At 57.0% G+C, this 19,776-nt stretch carries 7 protein-coding genes, 1 pseudogene and 1 other annotated feature; of the genes and pseudogenes, 4 read left to right on the forward strand and 4 right to left on the reverse strand.

Annotated elements, in window-relative coordinates:
- Window positions 1-40: 40 nt before the first annotated feature.
- Window positions 41-1,263, reverse strand: a protein-coding gene (locus Q8M42_RS06355) for an IS3 family transposase (protein ID WP_304867648.1) whose coding sequence is annotated in 2 segments (ribosomal slippage) — window positions 41-978 and window positions 978-1,263 — 1,224 coding nt in all. Because the reading frame shifts where the segments join, the coding sequence is not laid out codon by codon here.
- Window positions 869-985, reverse strand: a sequence feature (AL1L pseudoknot). Its footprint overlaps the gene before it by 117 nt.
- A 189-nt stretch (window positions 1,264-1,452) precedes the next feature.
- On the opposite strand from Q8M42_RS06355, the pseudogene Q8M42_RS20920 reads away from it, so the two are divergent.
- The 3 genes and pseudogenes from Q8M42_RS20920 to Q8M42_RS06365 form a co-directional block, all read left to right on the forward strand.
- Window positions 1,453-1,734: pseudogene (locus Q8M42_RS20920) on the forward strand (PAS domain-containing protein); the annotation flags it as partial.
- 264 nt (window positions 1,735-1,998) lie between these two features.
- Entirely contained in the window at window positions 1,999-3,018 is a 1,020-nt protein-coding gene (locus tag Q8M42_RS06360; protein WP_370692718.1) for a methyl-accepting chemotaxis protein, read from the forward strand.
- A 96-nt stretch (window positions 3,019-3,114) separates the two neighbouring features.
- The gene (locus Q8M42_RS06365; protein WP_304867652.1) at window positions 3,115-3,729 is read left to right on the forward strand and encodes a tRNA-uridine aminocarboxypropyltransferase; all 615 of its coding nucleotides are present in this window, start codon (window positions 3,115-3,117) and stop codon (window positions 3,727-3,729) included.
- A gap of 5 nt (window positions 3,730-3,734) precedes the next feature.
- Here Q8M42_RS06365 and Q8M42_RS06370 read toward each other — a convergent pair whose 3' ends face one another.
- The 3 genes from Q8M42_RS06370 to Q8M42_RS06380 are packed head-to-tail and all read right to left on the reverse strand — an operon-like array spanning window position 3,735 to window position 8,640.
- On the reverse strand, window positions 3,735-5,093 hold the full coding sequence (locus tag Q8M42_RS06370; protein WP_304867653.1) for an HlyD family type I secretion periplasmic adaptor subunit: 1,359 nt from the start codon (window positions 5,091-5,093) through the stop codon (window positions 3,735-3,737).
- Between the two features lie 8 nt (window positions 5,094-5,101).
- Window positions 5,102-7,252: a type I secretion system permease/ATPase gene (locus Q8M42_RS06375; protein WP_370692719.1), complete on the reverse strand. Its 2,151-nt coding sequence runs from the start codon at window positions 7,250-7,252 to the stop codon at window positions 5,102-5,104.
- Between the two features lie 32 nt (window positions 7,253-7,284).
- A complete protein-coding gene (locus tag Q8M42_RS06380) occupies window positions 7,285-8,640 on the reverse strand; it encodes a TolC family outer membrane protein (RefSeq protein WP_304867657.1) in 1,356 nt (451 codons plus the stop codon).
- A 437-nt stretch (window positions 8,641-9,077) separates the two neighbouring features.
- On the opposite strand from Q8M42_RS06380, the gene Q8M42_RS06385 reads away from it, so the two are divergent.
- Window positions 9,078-19,679 carry a retention module-containing protein gene (locus Q8M42_RS06385; protein ID WP_304867659.1) on the forward strand — a complete coding sequence of 3,534 codons (10,602 nt, stop codon included), beginning with the start codon at window positions 9,078-9,080 and terminating at the stop codon, window positions 19,677-19,679.
- The last annotated feature ends 97 nt before the right edge of the window (window positions 19,680-19,776 follow it).

Here is a 19,776-nt window from a genome sequence, read left to right on the forward strand (position 1 = left end):
TTGAATCGCCCCGGCTTTTGTGGAGGCCGTTTCGTTTAAGTCAGGCCGCCATGGCCTGACCTGTTTGTTGCTGGTGGAAGTTTGCCTCAGCCTCCGCAGGCGGGATATAGCCGATTGAACTCAGCAACCGTTGGTGGTTGTACCAGTGCACCCATTTCAGGGTCGCCATTTCTACAGCCTCGCGGCTCTTCCATGATTGACGGTAAATCAACTCGGCCTTGTACAGACCGTTGATGGTCTCAGCCAAGGCGTTGTCGTAGCTGTCGCCCTTGCTGCCAACAGAAGGCTCAATGCCGGCCTCCGACAGCCGCTCGGTGTAGCGAATCGAGACGTACTGGCTGCCGCGGTCGCTGTGGTGGATCAGGCCACCCATACGATGTGGCTGACGGGCATACAGGGCTTGCTCCAGGGCATCCAGTACGAAGTCGGTCTTCATGCTAGTACTGACTCGCCAGCCGACAATACGGCGTGCAAAGACGTCGATCACGAACGCCACGTACAGCCAGCCCTGCCAGGTCGACACATAGGTGAAGTCCGACACCCACAACTGGTTCGGGCGGTCGGCATGGAACTGGCGCTGGACACGATCCAGCGGGCAAAGGGCCTTGTCGCCGGCCACCGTTGTCCGCACGATCTGGCCACGTCTGATGCCCTGCAATCCGGCCCGACGCATTAAGCGCTCCACCGTGCATCTGGCTACCTTGATGCCTTCTCGCCGCAGCTGCTTCCAGACCTTCACCGCGCCATAGCACTGCATGTTGGCATCCCACACTCGCTGGATCTCCGGGATCAATGTGTCGTCGCGCTTTGCACGGCAGGAGCGCAGTGCCGGGTTACGAAGTTGGGCCGCATGCCTGCGGTAACCGGACGGGGCGATCTGCAAGACGCGGCAGATCGACTCGACCCCGAGACGGTCACGATGCTGATCGACAAATGCCCTCAGGACTTGGTGCGGCGGTCGAGCTCCGCCTGGGCAAAATACGCACTGGCCAGGCGCAGGATCTCGTTGGCTTTGCGCAGCTCGCGGTTCTCGCGCTCCAGAGCCTTGATGCGTGCACGCTCTTCGCTGGTTGGCCCAGGACGTTGACCGACATCAGTCTGGTGGCGACGAATCCAGCCATGCAGCGTTTGCGGAACACAGCCGATCTTCGGCGCGATGGCCTCAATGGCCGCCCACTCGGATGGATAGTCGTTCAGGTGCTCCAGAACCATGCGCACGGCACGTTCACGGATTTCAGGGGAGTAGGTCGTGGTCTTTTTCATAGCCTCATCTTCTCAAGAGTTGAGGCCTCCACGAAACCCGGGGCGATTCACTGGCTGTAGCTGCTGTGCGCTGATAACAGCCCTGACCATTACCGCCCGATTTAAAACAAGCATTGGCTAGCGTGTTGGCACTGCTGTGCTAGACCTACACCTGCAGTTATGCAAATAGCTCAGACAGGGATAGCTCCAATGCGCCAGAACCTCCCAGTAACTCAGCGGGAAAGAACGTTTCCCGGGCATGAGCGGCTCATTTCCACCACCGATCTAAATAGCAACATCACCTACTGCAACGACGCTTTTGTCGAGATCAGTGGCTTTACCCGCGAAGAGCTGATCGGCCAACCCCACAACCTGGTGCGTCATCCTGATATGCCTCCCGGCGTATTCGGCCATATGTGGGAGACCATCAAACAGGGCAAACCCTGGATGGGCATCGTCAAAAATCGCTCAAAAAACGGTGATTACTACTGGGTCAGCGCCTATGTCACGCCGATTTATGAAAATGGCCGGGTGGCAGGTTATGAGTCGGTACGTTCCTTACCCGATGAAGCGCAGAAACGCCGTGCCGAAAAACTTTATGCACGACTGCGTGAGGGTAAACCTCCGGTACCCAAACTGGAGTTGTGGACGCTGGATATTATTCAGTCATGGCCACTGATTCTGACCGGCCTGCTGATTCTCGGCGCGCACTTTGTACTGAGCGGCCCCTGGTTGTGGGGCTTTATTTTCGTGGCCATGTTTGGCCTTGGCTCTTACCAATTGCATGCCAAACGCAGCTTGATCAGGCAGACACTTGCCGAGCATCCTAAGGCGTTTACCAGCGCGTTGGTCGCCTTGACCTATACCGATAGCCGTGGCGCTCAGGCCTTGCTGGATATGGCGATGATCAGCGAAGACGCACGTCTGCAAACGGCGCTGACGCGCATGGAGGACGCCGGCGCAAACGTCAAAACGCACGCCACGCGTTCTGCCGATCTGTCGCGCTCCGGGGCGAAAATGCTTGATCAACAGCGCAGTGAAACCGATCAATCGGCTACGGCGATCAACCAGATGGCGGCAACCATTCAGGAAGTGACGCACAACGTGCAGAGCACCTCGCACGCCGCAGAGGAAGCGGATCGGCTGGCCAAGCAGGGCTTGCAGCTGGCCAGCGGCAGCCTCGACTCCATGCATCACATGGCCAAGGCGGTGGTGGATATCGGTCAGGCGGTCAATGACCTGGCCAACTCCACTCAGTCAATCGGCAGCGTGGCGGATGTGATTACCTCGATTGCCGAGCAGACCAACCTGCTGGCGCTCAACGCCGCCATCGAAGCCGCGCGCGCAGGCGAGCAGGGGCGCGGCTTTGCGGTGGTGGCGGATGAGGTGCGCTCGCTGGCTTCACGCACGCGCGAGTCGACTGAGCAGATCCATCAGATCATTTCGTCACTGCGTGCTGGCGCTGAACGGGCGGTGGTAACGGCAGGCAAGGGTGAGGCGATTTCCAGGCAGAGCGTCGAGAGCGTGGAGTCTGTGCGCACCGCGCTCGATGGCATCAGTGCAGCCGTCAGCCGTATCACCGGCATGAGTCAGCAGATGGCTTCGGCCTCCGAAGAGCAAAGTCATGTGGCGGAAGATATCAGCCGGCAGATCACCCAGATTGCCCAGCTCTCTGACCGCAGTGCCGAACAGGCGCATCAGGGCGCAGCAATTGGTCAGGAACTGGAAGACATGGCGGACTATCTGCACAGCCTGGCGGAGCGCTTCAACCGCTAATTAACGGCTCGTGTGCATGCTTATCGGCCCACCTCGTGTCTGAGGTGGGCCGATTTTCTATGGGTTATGGCAAACTGCGCGGCCGAGGAGAAAACAATGCCACGCCCGCAATGCCCACGTTGTACCCGCCCAACCGAGCGCTGTTTATGTGCGCTTATTCCCTGTTTAGCCAGCGGTACTCGGGTGCTGATTCTGCAGCACCCGAGTGAGGTTAGGCATGCGCTGAATACTGCACGTCTGGCGGCTCTTGGCTTGAGTAATGCTGAATTGCGGGTGGGTGAAGTCTTCGAGTCACTTGCGGCTCTTTTGCAGCAGCCTGGCTATCGCGCCTGCCTGCTGTTTCCTGGCGAGCAGGCGCAAGGGCTGATGGCTTTTGCTGAACAGCACAGCGAGTTGCCGCTGTTATTGGTGGTGCCCGACGGCACCTGGCGTAAGGCGCGCAAGCTGTTGCACCTCAATCCGTTGTTAGCGGCTTTGCCCAGGGTTGTGCTGCCGGCGGGCTTGCAGTCACGCTATCGTTTGCGCAAAGCACCCATGCCCGGTGCCTTATCAACCATCGAGGCGATTGTTACTGCACTGAATACCGTCGAGGCGCCTGCCTGTTTCGATGCGTTGCTCAAGCCCTTTGAGGTGTTGATTGAGGGGCAGATCGACGCGATGGGGGAACAGACCTTCCAGCGCAATCACGGCAAGCCGAATGCGATCTCCTAAGCCTTTCAACGTTCGCGCATGGCTTCTGCGCGCGCCTTCAGTACCGGTTTGAGCAGGTAGTCGAGCACGCTTTTTTCGCCTGTGATGATGTCCACTGTGGCGACCATGCCGGGAATGATCAGCAATGGGTGTTCTTCGCTGCCCAGATGGCTTTTATCGGTGCGAACCTGGATCAGATAGAAGCTCTTGCCTTCCTCGTCGGTAATAGTGTCGGCGCTGATCAGTTCGAGGTTGGCCCGGAGTCCACCGTAAATGGTGTAGTCGTAAGCGGTGAATTTGACCATGGCCTTCTGCCCGGGATGCAGAAAGGCGACATCCTGCGGGCGTACCTTGGCTTCAATCAGCAGGCTGTCATCCAGCGGCACGATCTCCAGCATGTCATTGCCGGGCTGTACCACGCCGCCAATGGTGTTGACCTTGAGCTGCTTGATTACCCCGCGCACCGGGGAGACCACAGTGGTGCGGCTGACGCGATCATCGATGGCCACGCTGGTGGCGGTGAGTTTCTGCAACTCGGTACGGATTTCATTGAGTTCCTTGAAGGCGTCTGAGCGAAAGCCCAGCTCGGACTCTTCAATCTTGCTCTTGATTTCATTCATCGCCGATTCGGCTCTTGGAATCGCCAGGTTAGTGGCGTCCAGCGAACCCCTTATTTCCACCAGGCTGCGGCGTAGGCGGAGGATCTCCACCTGGGAAATCGCACCGGTTGCCACCAGTGGTTGCGACATATTCAGTTCCTGCTGCAGCAGGCCCATGCTGGAGCGGTATTGCTGGGCCTTGGCGCGGAATTCGGCCAGTTCCTGGGTTTTTTGCCGCAGCTGTTCGCCAAGTGTGCGCTGCTCGCTTTGCAGGCGGTTCTGCCGCGAACGATAAAGCGCCAGTTCGTCCTCGGCCAGTTGCGGAGCCAGGCGCAGGATATCCGCCGGCATGCTGATGGGGCGGCCTTCGGCTTCTGCGGTTAAGCGTTCGACCCGTGCCACTAGGGCCAGACGGTCGGCTTCGGCTTCGCCACGGTTGGAGAGAAAGCGGGTGTCATCCAGGCGCAGCAGTACGGCGCCTTTTTCGACTATCTGGCCCTCGCGCACAAAGATTTCACTGACGATGCCGCCTTCCAGGTTCTGGATGACCTGGATTTTGCTGGAGGGGATGGCCTTGCCTTCACCGGTGGTGACTTCCTCCAACACGGCAAAATTGGCCCAGATTAACGCTACGATCAGGCAGGTGCTGACCACCCAGACAGTGATGCGGGTAAACCAGGGCGAGTCTTCGAGAATGGCGCCGTCGACTTCCGGCATAAACTCGGTGTCTTGCTTGCGCTGGTGCATGCTGGCGAAGTAATCGCGAATCGAGTTGCTTATTTGCATCACCGTTCCTATACCGCAGCAGGGCCGACTCGACCTTTGCGTAGCGCTTCAATGACTGCTTCTTTGGGGCCGTCCGCAACAATATGGCCGTTATCCAGTACCACCAAACGGTCCACCAGGCTGAGCATGGAGGCGCGGTGGGTGATCAGTAGCACGGTTTTGCCTTGTGCCCAGGTTTGCAGGCGATTACGCAGGATTTCCTCGCTGGTGTTGTCCATGGCGCTGGTGGGCTCATCCAGCAGCAGAATAGGTGGGTCCAGAAGCAGTGCGCGGGCCAGCAGTACGGCCTGGCGTTGACCGCCTGAAAGCAGTTGGCCACGCTCACCTACGGGGCGGTCGAAGCCTTGCGGGTGTTGCCGCGCCAGATCGACCACGCCGGTTAGTTCGGCCACTTCAAGCATGCGCGCATCGCTGACATAGCGTGCGCCCAATGTCAGGTTGTCGCGCAGGCTGCCGGCCAGTAATGGCAGGTCGTGGGCGACGTAACCGATTTGATGGCGCAAATCGGCCACGTCGAGCTGGCGCAGGTCGAGGTTGTCCAGCAGGATTTGCCCTTTATCCGGGCTGTAGAAGGCCATTACCAAGCGCGCCAAGGTGCTCTTGCCGGAGCCGCTGCGGCCGATGATGCCGATTCGTTCACCTGCCGTCATGCGCAGACTGACCCCCGCAAGTGCCGGGGTACTTTGTCCGGGGTAGCTGAATGTGACGTCGCGTACATCCAGGGCACCATGCAGTTGGGTGCGATCCAGTGGGCGTTGCTTGGCCTGACGCTCCTGCGGCAGGGCCATCAGCGCGTCGGTGCTGGTCATGGTCAGGCGCGCTTGCTGGTAGCGGGTAATCAACCCGGCAATCTGCCCAAGCGGCGCGAGAATACGGCTGCCCAGCATGTAACAGGCCACCAGCGCACCGACGCTGAGCTGGCCGGCAATAATGATGTAGACACCCGCGACGATGGTGGCCATACCGGCGAATTGCTGCAGAAATAGTGTGCCGTTGGTGGCAATAGCGGCCAGTGAGCGGGCATGGATATCCAGGCGAGTAAGTGCACCGTGAGTCTTTTCCCACTGGTGCTGGCGCTCACTTTCCGCGCTGCAGGCCTTTAGGGTTTCCAATCCGCCGAGGGTTTCAATCAACAGCGCTTGGCGTTGTGAGGCCAGTTGCAGGCTTTTTTCCACCGTATCGCGCAGGCGCGCCTGGATGATAAAGGCGAAGAGGGCGGTGATTGGGAACGCCAGTAAGGGGATAACGACTAGCCAGCCACCGATCAGCCATATCACAGCAATCATCAGAAATGAGAAAGGCAGATCGATCAGGCTGGTGAGGGTGACGGCCGTGAGGAATTCACGCAGCCCCTGGAAGTCATGAATGCTCTGGGCAAAACCGCCGATGGTCGCAGGGCGGGCCTTCATCGACATGCCAGTGATACGTTCGAAAAGTGTGGCTGACAGCACCACATCGGTTTTCTTGCCTGCAGTATCGAGCAGGTGTGAGCGTAGGATTTTTAGCAATAGCTCGAAGCCCATCCCGATAAACAAACCAATGGCCAGCACCCAGAGGGTCGCGGTGGCTTGATTGGGTACGACGCGGTCATAGGTCTGCATGACAAACAGCGGCACCATCAGGCCGAGCAGGTTTATCAGCAGGCTGGCGAGAATTGCATCGGTGTACAGCCAGCGCGACAGCTTTAGGGTGTCGCGAAACCAGGCTTCAATGCGCGGTACGAGCGGTGAACGTGCCTCTTCCAATTCATGCCGTGGTCGGGCAAAAAAGGCTTGCCCACTGTACTCGTTGGCCAGTTGTTCACGGCTGACCCATTGTTCGCCGCCGTCGGCTTCGCAGGGCAGTATCTGCGCCTGGTTCTTCGGTCCCCATTGACGCAACACCGCGCTACGGCCGTTTTTCAACAGCAGCAGCACGGGCAGGTTGAGGGTTGAGATGCTGGCCAGATCACGTTGCAGCAAACGCCCTTGCAAACCTGCCCGCGACGCAGCGCGGGGTAGCAACTCAGGCGTAAGGCGCTGCTCTGGCAGCGGCAGGCCTGCACTCAAGCTGCCACGGCTGGCTGAGCAGCCGTGGAGTTTGCAAAGAATCAACAAGCCATCAAGCAGCGGGTCGTCGTGATTAAGACGCGGATCGCTGGATGACCCCGGCCGCTCCATGGTGGTCAAGGTTACTACTCCTTATGCCGGTTCTATTTCATTGCCGGCAGACGGGCCTCGCTCTTCACTTCTGTGAGGGCTACAGCTTCTGCCGGTACTACCACTTGTTGTTGACGCAACAAGTCACCCATCGCTGCGGTTACCCGATACATGGAGAACTCTTCGCTGTAGCGCACTTCGCTGTAGCGACGGTTAGCGGTGAATAGTTCGTTTTCACTGTCCAGCAAGTCGAGCAGGGTGCGTTGGCCCAGGCTGAATTGCTGTTGATAGGCTTCGCGAACACGCGCGGTGTAGTCGGCGTAATCACGCGCTTTTGGCGTTTGCAGTCGGGCGTTTTCCATGGCGTTCCAGGCCAGGGAAAGGTTTTCGTTGAGCACGCGCAGGGCGTTGTTGCGGATGTCCATCGACTCATTGATCTGGTGGGCAGTCGACTGCAGGCGCGCCTTGTCACGCATGCCGTTGAACAGGTTGTAGTTCATCACCACGGCCGCACGCCAACCATTGTTGTGGCCTTCATCGCCCTGGGTGTTGTTATCGGCATTGGTGGCCAACTCAAGGTCAACGCGAGGGTAGAAGGTCGATTTGGCGACCTCGTATTGTTTTTCGGCTGCTTGTACATCGGATTGTGCGGATTTCAGGAAGGGGTTGTTATCGATGACCGCCTGCCGAGCGTCGGTCAGGTTTTCCGGCAATGAACCTTTCAATGAGGCTGGGGAGGCCAACTCGTCGGGTAACCGGCCAACGGCACTGAAGAAGTTGGCTTCGGCGTCGGCCAGGTTTACTTGCTCGGTATACAGGTTGTTCTCTGCCAGCGCTAAACGCGCTTCGGATTGGTCAAGATCCGCCGTGCTGCCAACGCCTTGCTGGCTGCGTAGGCTGATTTGATCATTAATACGTTGGTGAGCTTGCAGGTTGTTGCGTGCAAGCTCGACCATTTCGCGGCGCATCAGCAGATCCAGATAAACCTCGACGGTACGCAGGGCCAGGCTTTCCGACGTGCCGAGCAAGCGATAAGCCCGCGAGTTAACCACGGCTTTGGTGCGCGCCACTTCGTTGGGCGTATTAAAGCCATCAAAGATCATCTGCCGCAGGCGCAGCTCGGAGGTGCCGTAGTTCAGCGTTTCCTTATTATGGTTGCCGAGTGCTCGGGTGCTGGGGTTGTCGGTATTTTCCCGGCCGTAGCCCACCAGCAGGTCGACGGTTGGCAGATAACCGCCTTTAGCAATCTTGACGTCTTCATCCGATGAAAGGCGGCTGTTGGCCCCAGCATGAACCTCCGGGTGGTTGTCCAGGGTGCTCTGGATCGCTTCCGACAAGGTGATGCCTTGTGCCTGGGTACAGACCGCTGCCAGCACGATACTGCTCCATAAAGGGTTGAGTGCGCGCATCTGGTAACTCTCCTTATAAGTTTTCTAAATCCCGTCGCCAAAAAAATGGCTTATCTGTCTTGTGGATTACTCTCAGTCTGTAACATCACAGCTAAGAACAGTTTTAAGCGTAGCTAAGAAAAAATTGTTACAAGGCCTATAAGAAAAAAATCTTATGCAGTCTGAGAAAAGCAGCACATTGTTTTCATCCAGAAGCCGTGCATTTCGTGCTCTTAAGTGGCATGCACGGCTAAAACAGACGGTCAGATGCAAATAGGGGCGGGATCTCTCTGGTGTGGTGGGCGACGTGGGTCAGGGTGACAGTTTTTTGTCGTTTTTGTTTTTGAGTGTGACGTCGTTGTAATCAGCCAGTGGTTTTGTTCTCTCCTTGAAGGGTATTTCGACCTTTTTTGGCATACGTGTCGGCGGTGGTCGGCAGTTGTAGTGAGGATGGAATCATGGCTACTTTGATTGGTGTCGTCAGCCAAGTTATCGGCGAAGTCTATGCAGTAGCTGGCGACGGAACGCGTCGGCCACTCAGTGAAGGTGATCGGGTTTTTGCGGGGGAGCAAATCGTTACCGGCGCTGCCGGGGCCATTGCGGTTGCCATGAACAACGGGCAGCAACTTACCCTGGGCCGCGACAGCAGCCTGAATCTCACCGAGCAAATGCTCGCAGGTAGTTCCAATCAACAAACACCTACGGCTGATACGCCACCGGCTGCGCCGAGTGATGGCGATTTGACTGATGTTGAAAAGCTGCAAGCCGCAATCGAAGCCGGCGTCGACCCGACGCTTGAAGGCGAGGCAACCGCCGCGGGCCCAGGTGCGGGTGGCGCAGGCGGTGCTGGTGGCGTAGGCGGCGGCCACTCCTTCGTCCTGCTAAGTGAAACCGGCGGTGCACTTGATCCGATCATTGGCTTCCCAACCGAAGGGCTGAACACTGGGCCGGAGTTTCCTGACCCTGAGCCGGTGGCTGCTGATGGTGTACCGGATTCTTCGCCCGTAATTGAAATTATCTACTTCGATCAGGAAGGTTCTGTTGTCACAGGCCCTGGCGTCGTTGAAGAGGCGGCGCTCAATTCCGATGCGGTAACCAATCTCGATGGTCAGGCCGGTTCGAACCCTGGCAGCAACGCGGAAAATGTCTCTGGCTCATTAATCATTAACTCACCCGACGGTATATCGGCCATTCAGGTGCTGGATAAGAACGGTGTATGGGTCAACGTGCAAGGCGGCGGTGTGGTCCAGGGTGTTTATGGACAACTGGTATTTGATGCTGCCGGTAATTGGACTTATACCCTGGCGGACAACACGCTTAATCATTCCATTCCAGATGCTGTAGGGGCTGACGATCAGCTGCTCGATCCGTTCTTTGTACGGGTGATTGATGGTGACGGCGATGTGTCGCCCACTGTTCCTCTCACGATTGCAATTTATGATGATGGTCCAAGCATTTTGCGTTTTGAGGTGTCCGAGCAAGCCGGATTACTGGTTGTCGACGAGTCCGTTGGTACTGGTGGTTCGACTAAAGATGAGTCCGGTTACGCGTCGAATAACGATGAATCCAGTTATTCAGGCAGCGAAACCGGCGTAATTGGCTACGCCAGCTTTAACCTGGAAAGTATTGTTTCTCTGGCTGTCGACCCAGGTGCCGATGGCGAGAATCTTGAGGCCAGGACTTTCTCTCTGACCTTGTCAGAAGATGGCGCTGACTCGGGCCTTACCGCCACGGCGGGTGGCCCGGTCTTGCTGTCGTTTGTCGGCGGTGATGGTGCAGACGCAGGCGACATCCTTGGTATCGCCGACGGCGGCCTGGTGGTGTTCCGTATCAGCATCAACTCAAGCACTGGTGCTGTTTCGGTAACTCAATATGCCGCCATTCATCATGGTGACGATGGCAACAATCACGACAGCATGGCCGTTATTGGCGAAGGCCTGATCGGCGTGACCGTGAAGATCTTTGACAACGATGGCGATTCCGCAACCTCTCCCATCGTCGAGCTGGGCTCGCGTATTGGCTTTGAAGATGATGGCCCACAAGCCTGCATCTTCCTCAAAGGTCCATGGGCACAAGTAACCCATGATGAAAGCGCAGGGTTGCAGAACTTCCTGACCTCCTGGTGGAAACCAGGTGATTGGGACAACGATGTCAATTTTGTTTCAGTATTCAATGGCGTGGCTGACAAGGGGGGGGATATCGACCCTACGGGCTTTGCCCGTAGCTTGACGCCTATCGTGAGCACACTTGGCAGCAGCTATGGTTCAGATTTTGCCGGTGCCACCACAGTCCTCAGCCTTGAACTGACAGGTGAGCCGGGCAGTGATTCAGGCCTGAAAACCACCGATGGAACCTCCATCAATCTTTACCTCGAAGACGGCTTGGTAGTGGGTCGTGTTGCCAGTGGCGATTTCGCCGGGCAGGCAGCTTTTGCTGTAGCCATTGGTGCCGATGGCTCGATCAGCATTGCCCAGTACATGTCGCTGGAGCATCCCGTCGGCGGTAGCAGCTATGACGAAGCGGTAACGCTGGCTGGCAAGATCAAGGCCGTGGTCACGGTGACAGATGGTGATGGTGATGTGGCGGTGGATAAAGTCAGCATCGGCCATGTGATTGCTTTTGAGGACGATGGCCCCATTGCCACTATCAAATCTGTGCATGGCGTGCGTGTGGTGCATGACGAATCGCATGGCTTGCAGAATGCCACGGCAACCCCAACACCTGCTGAAGACGCCAACGACAACGACATCAATGGCATCTCCAGTCTGTTCAACAGTGTTGTGAACAGAGGCGGTGATCTTTCTCCAAAAGGCTATGCGCAAAGCAATGGTCCGTTGGTTACGACTGCTGGTAGCAGCTACGGACAGGACCAAGAAGGGGCGACTTCACAGCTCAGCTTGGCAGTTGTCGGCGGCAATGGGGCTGATTCTGGGCTGGCAACTACGGCTGGTTTTGCCATCAAACTCTATGTCGAAAACAGTTTAGTGGTCGGGCGCATTGTCGGTGGGCCGGATGCCGGTAAGGCAGCATTTGCCATCGCCATAGGTGCTGACGGCACGGTTAGTGTGGCGCAGTACGTATCGCTGCAGCACCCAATTGGTGGCAGCAGCTACGACGAAGCAGTAAGCCTGGCTGGCAAGGTACAGGCAGTACTGACAGTGACTGATGGTGATGGCGATGTAGCGGTCGACAAGGTCAATATCGGCAGCGCCATCCGTTTCGAAGATGACGGTCCCACCGCACACATTAATCTCAAAGGCCCATGGGCCGATGTCACCCACGATGAAACGGCCGGGCTGCAGAACTTCTGGCACACCTGGGCCCTGGGCGATATTACCGATAATGATGTGGCTTATCTGTCGGTATTTGATGGCGTTACCGACAAAGGTACAGATATCAGCCCGACTGGTTTTGCCAAGAGCGCCACCCCCGTGGTGACCACCCTGGGCAGCAGCTACGGCGAGGATGAAGAGGGTGCGACTACCCAGCTCAGCCTGATTGTGAAAAACGGCAATGGCGATGATTCGGGCCTGCGTACCACCGATGGCCACAGCATCACTCTGCATCTTGAAGGTGCACTGATCGTCGGTCGCATCGTGGGTGGTGTAGATGCTGGCAAGGCCGCATTTGCTATTGCCATCGGTGCCGATGGCTCGCTGAGCCTGGCTCAGTATGTATCGCTTGAACATCCGATTGGTGGCAGCAGCTACGACGAAGCTGTCAACCTGGCAGGCAAGATCCAGGCGGTTGTGACTGTCACCGATGGCGACGGCGATGTGGCGGTCGATAAGGTCGATATTGGCAGCGTGATCCGCTTCGAGGATGACGGCCCCACCGCGAACATCAGTCTGGTGAGAAATGCCGGGGTTACCCACGATGAGTCTGCCGGGCTGCAAAATGCAGTCGCAACCCCGCTCATTCCGGGGGATGCCAACGACAATGATGTGGCCGATCTATCAGCACTCTTCGCTGCGGTTGGCACACCGGGTACGGGTCTTGACCCGGTAGGCTATGCGCAAAGCAGTGGTGCGGTGGTCAGCATTGCGGGTAGCAGTACTGGCCAAGATGACGAGGGCGCAACAACTGTTTTGAGCCTGGCCCTGCAGGGCAGCAATGGTATGGACTCAGGCCTGAAAACCACTGATGGCTCGACTATCCGTCTGCATGTTGAAGGCGACCTAGTCGTCGGTCGTGTCGATGGCGGCGCCGATAATGGCAAGGCAGCATTTGCCGTCGCTATCGGCAGCGACGGCACGCTGAGTGTGGCGCAGTACATCTCCCTGAAACATCCGGATGGCAGCAATGCAGACGAATCGCTGAGCCTCAGTGGCAAAGTCAAAGCGGTGCTGACGATTACCGACGGTGACGGTGATGTGGCGGTCGACAAGGTCGATATCGGTCATGTGATCCGCTTCGAAGACGATGCCCCAACTGCTGGCCAAGTAACTGCAGCGGTTGTGCTGGATGACGAAGGCCTGGTCGGCGGCATCAATGGCGGCCCAGGCGATGTTGCGGGTGCTGCTACCAGCACCAGTGGGAATTTGGCATTTAATGCCGGTGCTGATGGCCTCAAATCCATTGTGCTTAGCGGTCCGATAAGCTTGGGCTCGGAGGCCGTGACATCCAATTGGGATGCTCCCTCCAATACCCTGACCATCAGTTCTACCCGCGGTGCCTTGCTGACTGTAGTGCTCACTGACCCAGCCTCTGGCGCCTACACCATCAATCTGTTGCAGCCTCTGATGCACCCAGTCAGTGGTACCGAAGACGATATCACCCTGAACATCGGTTACACGGTGACTGACGGTGATAACGACTCGGCCACGGGCTCGTTGGTCGTGACGATTGATGACGATACTCCGACCATTCAGGTCGGGAATATTGGTGTGACTTCCTTTGTCACCTTCCAGGGCACCGATGCTGGCTACAGCAACTCCTATGGCTATTACAACAAGGCACCAGATGGTTCACCAATAGACGGCAAAGTGATCTGGGCCAATGTGCATGCTCAATCCGTTGGCGATGTGGCTGATCTCAATGGCCTGGACCCAGCCAATACGGGATTCTTTATCATCCCTAATGGCGGAGCCAATGCAGGCCTGACTAATGGCTCGGTTGTGACCTTCGAGTTTGTCGCCGGCCAGTGGCAGGCGAAGTTGGGTGGTGTGCCGCTAGTGGGTGCTGACGGTGCCAATGTGCTGTTCAGTGATGCCAGCCTGAATCCAGGCGGCTCGCATTTGCAGGACACCGGCAACGCAGGCAATCAGAACTGGGAAGACAAAACGCTTACCTCGGATTACGACTACAACGATGTCAGCACCAATGTCACCTGGGGTTCTGCATTGCAGGTCGATGAGTCGAATTTCCATATTGATGCCACGGCTAACTTCAGTGGTGTGTTCAACGTGCAGCCTGGGGCTGATGGTCTACAAAGCCTGACCTATAACCTGAGCGTGCAAAACGCCAACTCTGGCCTGGTGGATACCGAAACTAATCAGGCTGTGATCCTCAGCCTGAATGCTGGAGTCATTGAAGGCCGTACTTCAATCAGCAATCAGCTGGTATTTACCCTGAGCGTCGATGCGACAGGCACCGTCACTCTCGATCAGATCCGCGCCATCGTTCATCCAACCGGCGATCCAGATGAAGCCAAGTTCCTTGGTGCGGGGCATGTCAGCTTGAATGCCGTCGTGACCGATGGGGATGGTGATCAGGCCAGCGCCAGCCTTGATATTGGTACAGTCATCAGCTTCAAAGATGACGGCCCAAGTGTGCTACCGAATGCCTTGGTGCAGCTGGACGACGATGCCTTGGTCAACGGCATTCCGGGGGGCGTGGGTGACGATGCCGACTCGATCAACGCCAGCGGTACGCTGGGCCACAGCTTCGGTGCCGATGGTGCGGGTAGTCTGCAGTGGCTGACCAGCGGGGCTCCTGCCGGCTTTACCTACGAACTATCGGGCTCAAACCTGTTGGTCAAACAAGGGAGTACCACCGTCCTGACTGTGACGCTGAATCAGTCAAACGGTGCTTACACAGTTACTCAGAACGCGCCCATCCAACATGCCACGGCTGATCAGGAGAACAACCAAGCCTTTACCCTGAGCTATCAGGTGATCGATAAGGACGGTGATACCGCCACCGGCAGCTTGTCGATCAATGTTGACGATGACACCCCGCAAGCCCAGGACGACATTGCCACAGTGCAAGCCTCGCAAGGCAAGGACTTCAACGTGGCCTTTGTGCTGGACTTCAGCGGCAGCATCGATAACACCGAGCTGAACACCATGCTGCAGGCCGTACGCGCTGCCGGGCAGGCATTGTTCAATGGCACCACAGGCGATGTGACGATCAAGATCATTGCCTTCTCCGGTACAGCGACTTCCTACGCCGCTGTTACCGATTATGCCGCTTTCTCGACCCTGATCGGCAGCCTCAATCCAGCCGATGGCGGAACCCGTCCGTTCAATGGGCAGACGGACTTTACTGCGGCGATTCAGGAAACCATGGCGGTTTACACCCCTACTGCTGGGGCGAGCAACCAGGTGTTCTTTATCAGTGACGGTAATCCCAACGAGCAGACCGGCTCGGGCGGCAACTCGCTGAGCAATGCAACGGCAGCAGCTTGGAATGGTTTCGTTAATGGCCCTGTGGGTGTGAGCGTCACCGCCATCGGTGTGGGCAATGGCATTAATATCGCTCGCTTGCAGGATGTAGATCTGGATGGCGTTGGTGCGCCTATCCTGGTCGGCGACTTCAATGGCTTGGTTGGCACCCTGCTGGGTCAAATTGGCGCTCTGGTCAGTGGTAATGTGCTGTTGGGCAGTGATGGGGTTGCTGGTGGTGGTGACGATGATGCCTTTGGCGCTGATGGCCCTGGTTATATCCAATCCATCGTGATCAACAACATCACCTATGTCTGGAATGGCACCAGCACCATTACTCCGAGTGTTGGCCCTGCTATTGCCGGCAGCCAGTTGAGCAATATTGCCACTGCTGAAGGCGGCAAACTGAGTTTCAACTTCAGCACCGGAGCATGGACCTATCAGGCTCCATCTGTGGCGGGCGACAAAACAGAAACCTTCACCTACACCATTGTCGACAAGGATGGTGACCCATCCAGCGCTAACTTGACCGTCTATGTAGTCGACAGCGGTCCAGTTATCGCCAAGGTTGACGAAGATGAGCTGTCAGGTGGTATCACCGATGGTGATGCGGTAACTGCAGTGGCTACCGGTAGTGTTACTGAATTGGTGGTGGGCTCAGCAGCAGGCGTGCAATTCAGTCTATCGAGCAACACGGCTGGTCTGCCTGCGGCAAGCTCTGGTGGAACGGGGCTGGTCTACAGCGTGTCCGGTGATACGTTGACTGCAAAAGCGGGCGCGGCGACTGTGTTCACCTTGCAGGTGCAAAGCAACGGCGATTACACCTTCACCCTCAGTGGCCCGCTGGATCATCCATTGGCCAATGGTGATGACGATGAGTTACTGGTGCTGAACTTTGCCAGCATCCTCGTGGCTAGCAACGGTGTGAACCCAGTCACCTTGGTCGGCGATTTCCTGGTGCACATCGAGGATGACATTCCAACTATTACTGCCGCTCAGGCCGCAGCTGGTTCGTTGCAGGTGGATGAAACCAACCTGCTGGTGGATGCTACGACGAACTTCTCCGGTGCCTTTAGCAGCGCTTACGGCGCGGACGGCGCCGGCAGTTTGAGCTACAGCCTGAATGTAAGCGCCGCTGGTGCGAACAGCGGCTTGGTGGACTCGGCGACGAATCAAAGCATCCTGCTATACAAAGAAGGGGCGAATATCGTCGGTAAGGTTGGCGGTGCAGGGGGCGCAGTGTCCTTTGTGGTTTCGGTCAACAGCACGACGGGTAATGTGACCCTGGATCAACAGCGGGCACTGATGCACACGCCCGACACCGGCCCCGATCAAGCCGTCAGCCTGGCGTCCGCCAACTTGGTACAACTGGTGGCGACCATCACCGACAAGGATGGCGACACTGCCAGTGCCACGCTCAACCTGGGCAGTGCAATAAGCTTCCGCGACGATGCGCCGAGCATCAGCGCTGGGCAAGCGTTAGCTGGTAGCCTGCAAGTTGATGAAACGAACTTGGCAGGAAATGCCACGGCCAATTTTTCTGCTGCCTTCACCAGTGTCTATGGTGCTGATGGCGCTGGAAGCTTGGTCTACAGCCTGAACGTAAGCGCGGCCGGAGCCAACAGCGGTTTGGTGGACTCGGCGACGAATCAAAGCATCCTGCTATACAAAGAAGGGGTAAATATCGTCGGTAAGGTTGGCGGTGCAGGGGGCGCAGTGTCCTTTGTGGTGTCGGTTAACAGCACCACGGGGGTGGTGACTCTGGATCAACAGCGTGCGTTGATGCATACCCCCAATGACGGCCCAGATCAGGCGATCAGCTTGTCTTCGGCCAACCTGGTTCAACTGGTTGCAACCATCACCGATAAAGATGGCGACTCGGCCAGTGCCACGCTCAATCTGGGTAACGCCATCAGCTTTAAGGACGACGCGCCAACAGCAGGCAGTAACCCGATTGCGCTGTTGGATGATGATGCCTTGCCCGGTGGTCTTGCAGGTGGCACCGGGGACGACGCTAATGCGGCCAATACCAATGGCACGTTGAGCTTTACGTACGGTGCTGACGGTGCCGGCAGCGTGCAATGGCTGACCACTGGCAACCCCAGTGGCTTTACCTATGAACTGTCGGGCAGCAACTTGCTGGTCAAACAGGGGGCCACAACAGTACTGACCGTGACCTTGAACAGCGCGACAGGTGCATACAGCGTTACGCAAAATGCACCAATCATGCATGAGCCGGGTGGTGCCGAGAACAATCAGGCTTTCACCTTGAACTACAGCGTGACCGACAAGGATGGTGATCAGGCGATTGGTTCGCTGAACATCAATGTCGATGACGACAGTCCGGTGGCCAAAGACATTGACCGCTCAGGTCAGGCCAACGTCGGAATCAAGACCAACCTGATGGTTGTGCTCGATATCTCGGGCAGCATGGATGATGGTTCGGGCGTCGGCAGCATGACTCGTCTGCAGGCTGCCAAAAATGCATTGCTGGAACTGTTCGAGCAATACGAGGCGCTGGGTGCGGTGAAAGTGACCCTGGTGACCTTTGGCTCAAATGCCACCACCAACCAGGTCTGGGTGGATATTGCTACAGCCAAGTCGGCAGTTCTGGCGTTGAGTAGTAGTGGCAATACCAACTATGACGCGGCCTTGATTAATGCCATCAATGCCTTTGGGCAAACCGGTTCATCGGGTGGCAAGCTGAGCGGAAGCGATGTGCAAAATGTCGCTTACTTCCTCTCTGATGGTGCACCTAACAGACCGACTGGCGACTCGGGTATCCAGACTAACGCGGGCTCGGCGGGCTCGGATTGGCCAGCAGCTTATGGCGGTAACACCGGTATTTCGGAAGAGCAGGTCTGGATCAATTTCCTGACTGCCAACAACATTCGCTCTTATGCATTGGGCATGGGCACGGGTGTCACAAGCAGTACTCTGGAGCCTATCGCCTATAACGGTGGCTCTTCGGGTGGTGCGATCAACGCCATAGTGGTGACTGATTTCGGCCAGTTGACCCAGACGCTGACTTCGCTGGCGCAGGCATCGCCACTGAGTGGCAACCTGGGTGATAACGGCGGTGGCTTTGGCGCCGACGGTGGTTATGTGCGTAGCTTGACCCTTGGGGCGACCACATACACCTATGACAAGGCAAGTAATACGGTCAACGGCGGCAGCCCGCTGGCGGGTAACACCTTGAACATTGCCCTGGGCAATGGTTCGAGCCTGGCCGTGAACATGCTGACCGGCAGTTACCTGTATACGCCGCCGAGCACCATCACCACGGCTATTGCGCTGAGTATCGGCTTTACCCTGATGGACAATGATGGTGATTCAGCCAGTGCCAACCTGAGCATTGCCATCAGTGGCGGTAATCAGCCTTTGGTTATCCGTGATGATCTGGTGTTGAGCAATGTGGGAACTCAGTCTGGCTCTGATGTCATCGATATTCCGCGCTGGGCCTTGCTGGCCAACGACACGGGTACTAACAGTTCGCTGTTGTCGGTGCTCTCGGTGGCAAGTGGTTCAAGCGGTACTCCTGCATTGAATGGCGACAACGTGCGCTTCACTGAGAACGGAGGCTCTAATGCTGACGGTGGAACCTTCAGCTATACCACCAGCGCTGGTAGCGCCAACGTTGTGCTGGACCGCAGTTCAGCGGGCAGCAGCACCATTGATGGCACTTTCCGCAATGAAATCCTGCTTGGGCGTGACGGTTCAAATGAGACGCTCAATGGTGGCGACGGTGATGACATTCTGATTGGTCTTGGTGGCAACGACACCCTGAACGGCGGTAATGGCAACGACATCCTGGTCGGTGGCGCCGGCAACGATACGTTGAATGGTGGGGCAGGTATCGATACTGCAAGTTATATCGATGCAACCTCGGCTGTGACCGTCAATCTCGGTGTTGCCACTGCGCAGAATACCGGCGGGGCAGGGACTGACACCCTCAATAGCATCGAGAACCTGATCGGCTCGAATTTTAACGATACGCTTATTGGTGACAACAGCGCCAATCTGCTGATTGGTGGTGCTGGCAACGATATCCTGATCGGTAATGGTGGTGATGACATCCTGATTGGTGGGGTGGGGGCCGATACCATGACTGGCGGAGCCGGCAAAGATACCTTCCTGTGGCAAAAAGGCGGTTTGGGCGGTGGAATGGATCACATCACCGATTTCAATGTAGACACCGCAGGTGTTAACTCCGACATCCTGGATTTATCGCAGCTACTCTCGGGCGTAGGGACGAATCCGAATATTCTGCAGGATTACCTGGACTTTGCTTTCTTAGGCACCACCACAACTATCAGTATCCGTACGGTAGCGGCGGGGCCCGTCGAGCAACAGGTGATGTTGGATAATGTGAACCTTTCGACGCTCTATGGTAGTAGTGACGAGGCTACTATCATCATGAATATGCTGGACGACAATGCGTTGAAAACAGCCTAAGAGCGCGGAGGCTCGCCGGTACACGGCGAGCCTCCGCTTGTTTCGGATCAGCAGTTAGGTGTGGACTGCGTATATATCATCAGCCCGCGACCGTAGA

This window comes from Pseudomonas sp., from assembly GCF_030684895.1.
In the GTDB taxonomy this organism is placed as follows: Bacteria; Pseudomonadota; Gammaproteobacteria; order Pseudomonadales; family Pseudomonadaceae; genus Aquipseudomonas.

Bases quoted from the DNA above. Each gene is read 5' to 3' on its own strand.
- Q8M42_RS06360 (WP_370692718.1), top strand. From the start codon at position 1,999: ATGTTTGGCCTTGGCTCTTACCAATTGCATGCCAAACGCAGCTTGATC.
- Q8M42_RS06365 (WP_304867652.1), top strand. From the start codon at position 3,115: ATGCCACGCCCGCAATGCCCACGTTGTACCCGCCCAACCGAGCGCTGT.
- Q8M42_RS06370 (WP_304867653.1), bottom strand. From the start codon at position 5,093: ATGCAAATAAGCAACTCGATTCGCGATTACTTCGCCAGCATGCACCAG.
- Q8M42_RS06375 (WP_370692719.1), bottom strand. From the start codon at position 7,252: ATGGAGCGGCCGGGGTCATCCAGCGATCCGCGTCTTAATCACGACGAC.
- Q8M42_RS06380 (WP_304867657.1), bottom strand. From the start codon at position 8,640: ATGCGCGCACTCAACCCTTTATGGAGCAGTATCGTGCTGGCAGCGGTC.
- Q8M42_RS06385 (WP_304867659.1), top strand. From the start codon at position 9,078: ATGGCTACTTTGATTGGTGTCGTCAGCCAAGTTATCGGCGAAGTCTAT.